Source organism: Allocoleopsis franciscana PCC 7113, assembly GCF_000317515.1.
GTDB classification, from domain to species: Bacteria; Cyanobacteriota; Cyanobacteriia; order Cyanobacteriales; family Coleofasciculaceae; genus Allocoleopsis; species Allocoleopsis franciscana.
This window is the reverse complement of the sequence record NC_019741.1, coordinates 26,434-38,468: the sequence shown is the minus strand read 5'-3', so window position 1 is coordinate 38,468 and position 12,035 is coordinate 26,434. Positions and strand designations below refer to the sequence as shown.

Genomic DNA, 12,035 nt, shown 5'->3' with positions numbered 1-12,035 from the left:
AGATTAGCGAATGCACCTGCTACCAGAGGATTTTCTCAATCAGTTGGCTAAGAAATACGAGCTTTCCCCGGAGCAAAAGCAGGCGTTTGTTCAGCGATTTAGTATCAAGGGGGATGAATCGGATGCCGCTAAGTCTCTCCACATTTCTCCAGCAGCTTTCCGCACTCGCATGACTGGGGTCTACAACAAGTTCAGCATAGGTGGTAAGGGTCCAGGTAAATTTCACAGATTACGTGATTTTCTGATTGGGGAATATCAAAAAACTCATCCTTCTGCAATTAATGAGACTTTAAATAGCGATAAAGATATAGATGCCTTAGTGCAGGAGATACGCGAAAAAGTCAAGCCTCTTATTCAAGAACGCTGCGGCAAAATGCGCGTGCTGGATATGGAACAGCCCATTGGGTTAAATGATATTTACACTGATGTCAACATTCTGGAGAAAATTACTGGGCGCACACGGTTGAATCTTTCTGACCTCTTGCAAGCTTTTGACCCAGAGAAAGAAGACTTCAATCGTTGTGGGTTAGGTCAAACTCAACAGAGAGTACCAGGACTAGATGCCGTAAATCGTTACCCTAAGTTAATGGTTTTGGGAAAACCAGGAGCTGGGAAAACAACATTCCTGAAATACCTGGCGATTCAATGTATCTGTGCTGAATTTCAATCCGACCGAGTTCCATTGTTTATTACCCTTAAGCAGTTTGCTGAAAACAGTGAAAAACTAAGCTTATTAGAATTCATAAATCACGAGTTTACTAAAGAGTCCATAACGAATACTCCAATATCGGAATTCATCAATCAAGGCAGAGCCTTGATTTTACTCGATGGTCTAGATGAAGTTAGAGAAGAGGATAGCGACCGAGTTCTACAAGAGATTAAAGAATTTTCTACTCAGTATCACACGAATCAGTTTCTCATCACCTGTCGAATTGCAGCAAGGGAATATACCCTTGAACAATTTGTTGAAGTAGAAGTCGCTGATTTTAATGATGAGCAAATTAAAACATTTGTTAATAAATGGTTTGGTAAGGAAGAATTAGAGGTAGCTGAACAATTTGTACAAGAGTTGGAGTCAAACCAGCCCATTAAGGAATTAGCTACCAATCCTTTGCTGCTGACCTTGCTGTGCTTAGAGTTTGAGGATTCTGGCGATTTCCCATCCGACCGCGCCGAGTTATATAACAGGGCAATTCACACCCTGTTGAGAAAATGGGACAGCAAGCGTGGAATTAAACGAGATGAAATCTACAAAAAACTATCAGTTCGGCATAAAGAAGATTTACTGAGTGATGTTGCCTGGACTACATTCAAACGCAAGGATTACTTCTTCAAGCAAAGAGATATCGAACGCTATATTAGCGATTACATTCGGAATTTGCCTGAAGCCAAAACTGACCCAGAGGCATTACGGTTAGACAGTGAAGCAGTACTGAAGTCCATCGAAGCTCAACATGGATTACTGGTAGAACGCGCACGAGGTATTTATTCCTTCTCTCACTTAACGTTCCAGGAATATTTTACGGCTAAGAAAATCGTTGATACCCCAGCGTTACAAGCTTTAGAGCAACTGAAAATCCTAGCGAATCACATCACTGAAAAGCGTTGGCGGGAAGTCTTTCTGTTAGCCGTTGGTATGTTATCTGATGCGGGTGATTTATTGCTATCGATGAAAGATAAGACGGATGAACTCGTAGCTTCAGACAAAAAAATACAAGAGTTTCTCTCCTGGTTAAAACAAAAATCCCTATCTATGAAAGTGGCTTATAAACCAGCCTCTGTGCGGGCTTTTTACCTTGAAAGCACCCTCGCCAGCAGCTTCGCCCTCAACAGCGACCTCACCCTCGCCCTCGACAGCGACCTCGCCAGCACTCGCGCCCTCGCCATCACCAGGAACATCGCCCACATGCTCACCCACGTCCTCACCCGCGACGACCTCGACCTCGACAGCGACCTCACCCGCGTCATCGACAGCGCCCTCACCAACGCCAGCGCCCTCACCCGCGACGACCTCGACCTCGACCTCGATCTCGACAGCGCCCTCGATCTCGACAGCGCCCTCGACAGCGCCAGCGCCCTCGCCAGCGCCTTCACCAGCGCCCTCGACAGCGCCCTCGACAGCGCCCTCACCAGCGCCCTCACCAGCGCCCTCACCAGCGCCCTCGACAGCGCCCTCACCAGCGCCCTCGACAGCGCCCTCGAAGCTGAACTACAGCACCCTCTGCAAGAACTAAAAGCTCAACTGCCTAATTTAAACAACAGTGAAGAGAGTAATGAGATATACCTGCAATGGTGGCAAGTTAATGGTCAAAATTGGATTAAGCAGCTAAATGATGTGATGATTGAACAGCGAAATATTGGGCATGATTGGCAGTTCACTCAACCACAGTTGGAACTGTTGTCTCAGTATTACTCTGCCAATCAGCTACTTGTTGATTGCCTAAATAGCGATTGTTATGTGAGTCGTGAGGTACGGCAGAAAATAGAAGATACCTTGTTATTACCAATCGATATTGTTAGAAAATAAAATGACTCATCCCCCTCAAGCCGCTGTATTGTAAATACTGCGTCCTGCCCCAGAGTACGACTCATAGACGTGATGATACACCTCTTCGCACTTGCGCTCATACACGTCAGTTGAATAGCTTTCCGGCAGTTGGTCTAAAATGTCTGCGATCGCAACTTTAACTTCTGCTTTCGTCTTCTGCCGTCTGCGCCAGTCCAGTACTAATTTTTCTTGCTTCAGGGTTGACAAAAGTTCCTTTGCCACCTTCTTAACGTCCAGCTTCTCCTTCTCAGTTAAGGTAATATCTGGCTTCGTCAGCAGGTCAACAATTGCCAGTTCTTCTTCTTCCAGATTCTCTGCGATCGCACGTTTATCCTCAACCTTCAGTTCCTGGGCAAACTCCACCAACTCGGTAAAGAAGGTTTCCACGTTACGAGAACCAGCATTGTATTCATCAATCATCTGCTGGAACTTGTCCAGATAATTCATCCGGCTTTTGTTGAGGCGTACCATCTGGGTTAGCTGGATGCTAATTGCCCCTTTTAGCTTCTCGGCTTCCGTGTGCTTGTACCCCTTGTCAAACTGGGCCTTGAGGGCGTCAAAGTCAATTTGGCTGAGGTCGATGAGTTGGTTGGATTCGGGGATGACATACTTTAACGTACCGATGGACTCGTCCAGAATTTCCTCAACGGCGGCTTTGACTTCGGAAATGTCCACCGGGGAAGCCAGGTTTCTGATGCGCTTGGTGATTTCACCAAAGGCATATAAGGTGGGATTGAACTCACCCGCTGATGGGTCTGGGAGAATGGCTTTGTAGAGTTTGGTGACGTTCTGAGTGAGTGCCAGATACCGCTGCTTGGAATCGTCGTTCACGAGGATGGCTTCGACGGCATCATTCCATAGCTTGGTACGGGCAAAGGCTTGGGTAGTGGTTTGGATTTGGTCAAAGTTGATGCCGCGATCGCTACAGAATTGTAGAGTATCTGCGATCGCCTTTCTCAATTTCTCCACCAGGGCTTCCTTGGATTGTACCGGGGTATCGCCTGCTTCTACACCGCCACCGGATGCGGAACCGTAAATCGCTAACGCCCTTTGCAAGTCGCGGAACACGCCGATATAGTCTACGATCAGCCCGTTTACCTTTTCCCCAAATACCCGATTTGCCCTGGCGATGGTTTGCATCAGGGTGTGGTTCCGCATTGGTTTGTCCAGGTAAATGGTGGAACAACTGGGGGCGTCAAAGCCTGTCATCCACATGGCGCAGACAAAGACGATTCGCAGCGGGTTACTGGCATCTTTGAATTTTACGTCCAGTCCCGGTTTCTCTTTGGCGAGACGCTGGCGGTGGGGTTTAATTGTTAAGCCTTTTTTGTTAAACGCTTCTTCCTCATTCTGGGAGGAGGAAATGACTACCGCCATGTCGGTTTCTTCTAGGTACTGAATCTTCGCGGTTAGCTGTTCGCGTTCACTCTCTCTGGCGGTGGTGAGTTGGTTCTGTAACTCGGTTAACTGCTGCTGCCAATAGTACTGGACTTTATTGTACATTTTGACAGCCGTGAAGCGATCGATGGAGACTACCATTGCTTTGCCCTGGTATCCCCGTCCTAAAAAGTGAGTGACAATATCTTGGGCGATTTCGTCTAAGCGTTCCTCTCGCGTTATCAGGTGATATTCCCGCGAAAATTCCCGTTCCAGTTTATTCTCTTGTGCCTCATCTAAATCGGCTGATTCGATGGCATCGGTAATCTCTTCGTTGAGTTCAGAATTAGTCAGTTCCAGTTGGGGGATGCGGTTTTCATAAAACAGGGGAACCGTTGCGCCGTCTTCGATGGATTGGCGGAAGTTGTAGATGCTAATGTAGTCGCCAAATTCGCGCCGCGTGGCTTCTTCTCCCACGAGTAGGGGTGTGCCAGTGAAGCCGATAAATCCTGCTTGGGGTAATGCGGTTCGCATATTTCTGGCGAAGCTATCGTATTGGGAACGGTGCGCTTCGTCGGCAATCACAATTACATCATCTCTATCGGAGAGTTTGGGGTATTTCTCGCCTTTTTTAGTGCGGAATTTTTGTATTAAGGTAAACACATAACGATGGTCTTCTGTCAAGAGTTGTTTGAGGTGTTCGCCACTCTTTGCCCTGACTTCTTTTTCGGGTTCGGTGACGGCACCTGTTTTGGCAAAGTTTTTGTAGATTTGGTCGTCTAAATCGTCTCTGTCGGTGATAATTACAAACGTCCAGTTTCCCTCAACTGTGCGGTGAACTTTCTGGGAAAAAAACTGCATGGAGAAGCTTTTGCCGCTGCCTTGGGTGTGCCAGAATACTCCGAGTTTGCCTTGGTTTTCTCGGATGTTTTGCACGGCTTCTAGGCAATTATTAACACCGAGATACTGGTGATTTTTGGCTACGAGTTTGATTAAGCCGCCTTGTTCTTCGCTAAATAAGGTGAAGTTTTCGACGATATCTAAGAGTTTGGTTTTGTCGCAGGTGCCGCGAATCATCGTATCGAGGGAGATGATTCCTGCTTCACCTTCACTGTTGATTTTCTTCCAGTCTGAGAAGTACTCCCAGGTGGCGGTGAGGCTACCGATTTTGCTAATGCTGCCGTTGGAGAGGATGACAATGCCGTTATACCAGAACAGTTGGGGGATTTCTTTTCGGTAGTCGCAGAAGTTGTTTTGGTAGGCGAATTCGACTCGTTCTCTAGAGGCTTTGAGTTCGATAAAGATGAGGGGAATACCGTTAATAAAGCCGATTAAATCGGTGCGGCGGGTGTACATTTCCCCGGCTATCCAGAATTGGGAGGCGAGGAAGAACTCGTTGTTGGTGGGGGTTTGCCAGTCGATGACGGTGACGTTTTCAGTTACGTCTTCGCCCTCGTCGTTGCGGTAGGTAACTTTTACTCTATCTTTGAGGCGATCGTAAATTTCCCGGTTGGCGCTGGCGAGGGTGAGGGCGCTTCTGTCGCGGGTGAGTTCTTCAATGGCGAGGGTGATGGCTTGGTTGGGGAGGTGGGGGTTGAGTTTTTCGAGGGCTGGGCGCAGTTTGGAGATTAGCACTACGTCGCTTCTGGTTTCTCGCCCTAATGTGCTGGTGCCGCTATTCCATTCGTTGTAGCAGTTGGCGGTGGTGTAGCCGAGTTGTTCAAATAGGGCGATGGTTTCGAGTTCTAGGGCTTCTTCTGAGTCGGGGTGAGGTGGGGTCATGATTTAGATATTCCTGGATCTGCTGCCTCATCTGCTGATATTGTCTGACTAGTCTGAAGACCAATACTTCCCTTACTCAATTGATAGGAGAAAGTTTCAAAAATAAAATCTGCTACTGTTTTTGAAGCATTCACAGATACAACAGCGTGATGTTTTGCTGGCTTATATTTTCTAGCGTGTCTATCAGCCATCATATTACTTACTCCAGCTAAACCTGAAACAACGCTAGTTAAACCTTGAAGCATCTGAATTAAAGCTTGAGAAATGTCTTTTCTTGATGGTTCAAGGTTGAGTAATTCTTGTACACGAGTATATAGCTTAGGTAATTTGCCATCATACTCAGGAGGAGATTGACTTAATTTCTTTTCTACATATAGCAAGACTGCTTCTAACAATGAACGAGCATTTGTAATAGCACCGTCAAAATCACCTTCTCTAATTTTTCGCTCACATTTCTGGATTTGCTCTTCAATGAAAACGTGGCTTATTTCTGTTGAGCCTTCAAATGGTAATTCAAGCTCAACAGCCATACCTCGGTTATCCTTGACTTCGTAGAATTCGCCTATTTTTACAATTTTATATTTGTCATATTCTAAAAAAACATTTAGCTTTTTTACAACTTCTTCAAGTTCAAACGTTGTTTCTAAAAAGTTTCTGGGGTCTAAAGCATTACGAAAAACTATAGGTAAATTAGAAGTTCCATTGGCTTCTTTTATTTTGCACTCGGTATATTCACGTCTAGATAAATGTTCTCTATCAGCATTATCTGAATCAATTTCCTGAAAAAAGTCTATAAGTTGGTAACGACTTCTGTAAGGTGAAATATTGCTATCCCCAGTTATAATTAGTGCTAACTGGGAAATTGTTATTCCTGATATCTGCATTATGCTACTCCTTCCAAATTTTTTTCAAATTTTTCTAGGTCAATCTCACCTGAGATGATTTTGGGTAGTAGATAGTCACGAGTGTAACGAAGATTATTTTTTTTCTCCTCTAAATTATTTATTAAAGCCCACACGGGTTGAACAAAACTATCAAAAGAATTGAGCAAACTAATGGGCGGTAGTAAAACCTCAAATTCTCTAATGGCATCAAGAGTAATACTGGCTTGGCTAGCAGCACCTTGAGCGCAGCCAATTATATAACTTTTGAACCGTTCATTTTTAAGGCTATAAAAAAGGAAAACTTGATTAATTGATTCTTTTGGAATTACCTTTACAGCGTTTTGATTAAGCAATGCTTTCGCCGCAATTTTAGGAGCTCTAATTACTTTGCCAACTACAGATTGAGGATTTGAAGCCCAGGAACCCACAGTTTGAATAATAATGTCATTAGCCTCAAGTTCATGCTTTTTATATTGCCCTGCTATTTCTTCAGAAATACTGACTAATTTACTAATATCTATAGAATCATTAGTAAAATCTGAAACTTTAACAATCTTTATCCCTTCTTCTTGATACCAAATACTTTTAAAGGCATAACCCTTTTGAGTATTAATATGATTTCCTATAGATGTTACCTCCCAACCTTCAGGAATCAGCCCAAATTCTGAATCAACCATCTTCACCTGTTCATGTCCAGGAAAGCGGAAGTTGACGAACCACTGGCGGTAGAGCGATCGCGCCATCTCTTCCAGTATCTCTATCCGCCTCGTGTTGTTCTCGATTAGGTCGTTATAGTTGTAAATAATCGCTGCAATTTTGTCTTGAGTTTGGCGAGGTGGAAGATTGACTTCCATCTCCTTTGCAGCACTAACATTGAAATGCTGCTGCGCTACTCCGACTAAGGTTCCTGCTATTGTCCCTTGTCCCCAAGTTGAATTAAAAACGCAAGTAAGATATTTCGCATTAACTTCTTCTGATGGGCGAATAATAACTAAGTCTGCACAGTTAGATATAGAAAGCTTAGAGGGAATAACACAAGCGGTGCCAGGATAGCCTGTTCTTACAACTGCAACGTCTCCTGGTGACAAGGCTGACTTCCTCAGCTTGCCGTGAAACTCAGGTGTAACGTACTTAACCGAGGATAATTCAAGGCTAAATGGCAAGATATTCTGAGAACGTAAGAAAGGAATACCTTCATCAACATATTCTTTTGCCATCGATCCTACATGACCAACTGTAATTTCACGGCAGACTTCTTTTAGTTTGACTTTGCGCCAACCGTCTTTTTTATGTTTTTGCATCAAGCGAGTTAAATCATCAATTGCTGTCATACTGCACCACAGCCTCATCCATCACTCTGTCTCGAAAATAAATACTCAACTCATTAGGAGTTCTTAAATCTATCTTTCTCCCCTCTAACAGTTCAGAAAGTTCCATTTCCATACTGACAATCTTAAAGAAACCCGGAGTTTTTCTCGGCTCAAACTCTACTAAAAAATCAATATCGCTCTCCGGTGTAAAATCATCCCTTAACACCGAACCAAATAAAGACAGTTTGCGGATATGGTGACGCTGACAAAATTGCTCTATTTCTTCCTTGGGAATTGCGACTGGTAATTGTTTAGTTTCACTCATTCCTTTGCCTCATCCATCATCCGACTCAGAAAACAAGGATTCTAAATCTTGACGACCACTCACCACCCGCACAATTTCAACCCCATCTTCAACAACTCGATAGAAAATAATGTATCCATCTAAAGGCAACCCCCGTAAGGAAGGTCGAAGATAACTGTAACTTTTACCTAAGTTGGGAAATTGTGCTATGTACTGGCACTTTTTAGTGAACTCATGAAATAACCTCTCTCCAGCGTCTACATTCCTAGTCAAGAAATAGTCAGCAATAGCATTCAAATCCCGACTCGCAGAAGGTGAAATCAGATAACGACTCATTCTTGCTCTTGACGTGCTTTTTTAAATCTCTCTAAAATCCCCGCGACGACAGTTTCCCCATCTAATCCTTCCCCTCGGTCAAGTTCTGCAATCCCTATATCAATCTTGTTCCGCGTTTCTTCTATCCATTGTTCATACTCACCATAAAGCTTTTCTAACAAGCGAAAAGCGATATCAATCACTTCCTCCTGATTAGCAAATCTCCCACTCGCCACTTGAGACTGAATGAATTGTTCGTGTTCTGGTTTTAAACTAATATTCATGGTCACTCCTACAAGTTCAATAACTGCGCCACATTCTCAGCAATCCTCTCCTCCAATTCCCTTGCCTCAACATTAAGGATTTCCAACTCCTCATTCAACTCTTCCAACCGTTCGGCAAAATCAAAATCCTCCGCTTCCTTGCGTTGGGCTACCCCCACATAACGCCCAGGATTGAGACTCCATCCCTGTGCCTCAATCTCAGCCAACGTCGCCACTTTGCACAACCCTGCGACATCCCGATAAGCCCCCTCTGGGAACGTCTCAGCCAACATTTTGGACTCAGCACCCGTCACCTCTACCGCTTCCCCTCGGTACAGCCGCACAATATTGGCAATAAACTCAACCTGTTGTTCGCTAAAATCCCGATGGGCGCGGTCAACCTGACGATAAATATGCCGCGCATCAATAAATAACACCTTCTCCTTGCGAGGTGTCTTCACCTTCCCCCTGTCCAAAAACCACAGCGTACAGGGCAGCGTCACCGTGTAGAAGAAATTAGACCCGATCGCAATCATCACATCCACCGCCCCCTTTTCAATCAACTGGCGGCGAATCTCCAACTCAGAACCCCGCGCATCCGATGCCGAGTTTGCCATGACAAACCCCGCCCGTCCGTTCTGATTTAAAGCACTGTAGAATAACTGAATCCAGAGATAATTCGCATTGTCTGTTGAAGGAACGCCAAAGGGATAGTGAGGGTCGCCTTTTATCTTCTCCCGATCCACCCCATTCACATTAAATGGCGGATTCGCCATCACAAAGTCAAACGCCCCGATGCTGTCTTGAGCATCTTTGTCATAAGTGGCGCTGTTGTGAATATCTTCGTAATAGGTGTTGCCCTGCCGGATATTGCGTAAACCCGAAACCCCGTGTACTGCCAGGTTCATCTGACAGAGTTTCACCGTTCCGTCTACCTTCTCCTGCCCGTAGACACTAATCACCTTATTCGGGTCTTGGTTTAATTTATTGCGAATCCGCACCGCACTCTGCACGAACATCCCCCCAGCACCACAGGCTGGGTCTAAAATCATGCCATAATCCGGCTCAATCACCTCGACAATCAGCTTTACCAAGGAAGTCGGAGTAAAAAACTCACCCCCCTTTTGCCCTTCCTTCTGAGCAAAATTACCCAGGAAATACTGATAAATCTCCCCAAACGCATCCTCAGTAATCCCTTCTCTGGAAATCCGGTTGACGATTTTCAGCAACTCCCGCAGAATCGGCTTTTCCAAGCTGTTATAGTTTCTAGGCAAAGCACCGCCCAGTTCTTCGTTCTCATCTGCAATAGCCTTCATCGCCGCATTTATCGCCCCACCAATATCCTCCGCTTCCGGCAGATTGAGCAAATAATCAAAACGGGCAGTCTCCGGCAGAAACAACGCCCCCTTTGCCTGGTAATCTGTCTTCCCCACCGTGCGCCGACGGCTCATCCTACCTGCCGCTATTTCCTGCTCAACTAGAGCAAACTTATAGTCAGCGTAGAGAAGGAAAATCAGCCCCAGCACTGGCACCGAGTATTCAGAGGGTTTGAGCTTCGAGTTCGCCCTGAGTTCATCCGCTGCTTCCCAAAGGCGCTTTTCAATCTCGGTGTAATTGGCTGGCATCGTTACGTTACTCTATCGTTTCCCAAGGTTTCGCCGCCTCGTGGCTAGCTGAACTATTCTAAATTAGGCGAACAGCCCTTTCGACTGGTGTCCCTCTGGGGCGATCGCCCATCACTCTCGTTGGCAGAATACTTTCTACTGATTTATTGCGTCGATCATCCCCTTCCAAGCCTCTCGATCATTCCATTCTGACAAAGCCAGATTTTTCACGGAATTTTCAGCTTTCTTGCGAAAATACTGGAATTTTGACTTAAGAAGTTCTTCTTCTTGAAGTTTTGCCCCGCTTGCTAGTACAAACTTGACGGTAGTAAGCATTGCCAGAGTAATACTCATGGCAATGCCAGCGGCAGCAAGATTAGTGATTCCATTCGGGGGGAGGAACGATTGAACCCAAAGGAATAGATTACCTCTCGCCGACTCAGCTATAAAGGTAGGCAGTATTGCTATAGCTGCTTTTGGAGAAAGAATTTCTCCTGTGTACAGATAGTAAAGAGAGGCGATCGCAGCAACTTGTGTAGCCGTGATAAAAGCTGCACTTCCAGGTAAAAATGCCTCACCTGTGACTGCAACGAGCGCAGCGGCAATAATGCTTTTTGCATATGATTCCTTGTCACCCATGTGACGGGCGAGGAGTAAATCCTTTCCCTTTGAAGCTAAAAAATTTTCAATATCCTCCCGAAGTCCATATACACCACGAATATCTAGTGGGATGTCAGGAGGGAGGTCTTGATCATAACCAAATGCACATACTGGATAGATTTTTTGTATTTGAAGGTCTTGCTTCCACTGATCTACGACCTTCTCCAAAGCTGGATTATCTCCATTAGGACGAGCAAACCTATCATAATCATCAATTTTGTTGAGTACGATAAATACAGAATCGCAGTGTTCTTGCAGGTCTACAAGATACTTTTTCTGAGAAGCATCTGAAGAACCAGAAACTACAAGAATTCCTACGTCAATACGTTTTAGGAATTCTCGTGTTACATCACTATTCTCAGAACGGACATCATCAAGACCGGGTGAATCTATCAACCTGACCCGTTCATCTAGCCGTAATACTTTTAAATTCGTGGTTACACCCGATTCAGCACCAACTTCTGCCAATGCTTTTTTGCGACTCCGCTTTAGTAAAGCATTGATTAATGAACTTTTTCCAGCACTGACTCTTCCAATAATGGCAATGTTTAGAGTTTTTGAGAAATCTGGTACTTTTTCCTCAAATTTAGCCTCAACACTCTCGAAGAAACTGCTCTCATTCCAATTATCTGCTGCTGTCTGAGCCATGAAATCTCCTACTAAATTTCCAACATCACAGGAATCAGCCATCAGCCTACATTTGTGTAACGCGGGCTGCTACTCACGCCTCGACATTAATTCTCATTAACTGAAAAATACTTCGCTACCAAATCCGAACCGCGCTCGCCCATCTCCTTTACCATCACCTCAATCTGCTTGAGAACTATCGGTAAAGGCTTTGTCTTGCTCCGTTCCCAACGGTTCACGCTTTGAAACGACACTTCTAACGATTGGGCAAACTGCAATTGAGTTAACCCCAGACGCTTCCGGGTTTCCTTCACGAGTACTGCGGTTAACTTCGATTCGGTTACGGGCATAGCGAAAATGC

The 12,035-nt window shown here is 45.1% G+C and carries 10 protein-coding genes; 1 reads left to right on the top strand and 9 read right to left on the bottom strand.

The window, feature by feature from the left end:
- Nucleotides 1-10: 10 nt before the first annotated feature.
- Nucleotides 11-2,527, top strand: a complete 2,517-nt coding sequence (locus tag MIC7113_RS32480; protein WP_015186318.1) for an NACHT domain-containing protein — start codon at nt 11-13, stop codon at nt 2,525-2,527.
- A gap of 15 nt (nt 2,528-2,542) precedes the next feature.
- Here the strand turns inward: MIC7113_RS32480 and MIC7113_RS32475 are convergent, their stop codons facing one another.
- From MIC7113_RS32475 to MIC7113_RS32435, 9 genes are all read right to left on the bottom strand, one after another.
- A complete protein-coding gene (locus tag MIC7113_RS32475; protein ID WP_015186317.1) occupies nt 2,543-5,707 on the bottom strand; it encodes a type I restriction endonuclease subunit R in 3,165 nt (1,054 codons plus the stop codon).
- Nucleotides 5,704-6,591 carry an abortive infection family protein gene (locus MIC7113_RS32470; RefSeq protein WP_015186316.1) on the bottom strand — a complete coding sequence of 296 codons (888 nt, stop codon included), beginning with the start codon at nt 6,589-6,591 and terminating at the stop codon, nt 5,704-5,706. The genes MIC7113_RS32475 and MIC7113_RS32470 overlap by 4 nt, the downstream gene beginning before the upstream one ends.
- On the bottom strand, nt 6,591-7,922 hold the full coding sequence (locus MIC7113_RS32465; RefSeq protein ID WP_015186315.1) for a restriction endonuclease subunit S: 1,332 nt from the start codon (nt 7,920-7,922) through the stop codon (nt 6,591-6,593). Before MIC7113_RS32465 ends, MIC7113_RS32470 begins: the two co-directional genes overlap by 1 nt.
- Entirely contained in the window at nt 7,909-8,226 is a 318-nt protein-coding gene (locus tag MIC7113_RS32460; RefSeq protein WP_015186314.1) for a nucleotidyltransferase family protein, read from the bottom strand. The genes MIC7113_RS32465 and MIC7113_RS32460 overlap by 14 nt, the downstream gene beginning before the upstream one ends.
- Before the next feature lie 9 nt (nt 8,227-8,235).
- On the bottom strand, nt 8,236-8,541 hold the full coding sequence (locus MIC7113_RS32455) for a type II toxin-antitoxin system RelE/ParE family toxin (protein WP_015186313.1): 306 nt from the start codon (nt 8,539-8,541) through the stop codon (nt 8,236-8,238).
- A complete protein-coding gene (locus tag MIC7113_RS32450; protein WP_015186312.1) occupies nt 8,538-8,804 on the bottom strand; it encodes a ribbon-helix-helix domain-containing protein in 267 nt (88 codons plus the stop codon). Before MIC7113_RS32450 ends, MIC7113_RS32455 begins: the two co-directional genes overlap by 4 nt.
- Nucleotides 8,805-8,812: 8 nt before the next feature.
- On the bottom strand, nt 8,813-10,408 hold the full coding sequence (locus MIC7113_RS32445) for a type I restriction-modification system subunit M (RefSeq protein ID WP_015186311.1): 1,596 nt from the start codon (nt 10,406-10,408) through the stop codon (nt 8,813-8,815).
- A gap of 135 nt (nt 10,409-10,543) precedes the next feature.
- The gene (locus MIC7113_RS32440) at nt 10,544-11,695 is read right to left on the bottom strand and encodes a GTPase (protein ID WP_015186310.1); all 1,152 of its coding nucleotides are present in this window, start codon (nt 11,693-11,695) and stop codon (nt 10,544-10,546) included.
- 86 nt (nt 11,696-11,781) lie between these two features.
- Nucleotides 11,782-12,024 (bottom strand): helix-turn-helix domain-containing protein, encoded by a 243-nt coding sequence (locus tag MIC7113_RS32435; RefSeq protein WP_015186309.1) that lies wholly within the window; start codon nt 12,022-12,024, stop codon nt 11,782-11,784.
- Nucleotides 12,025-12,035 lie beyond the last annotated feature (11 nt).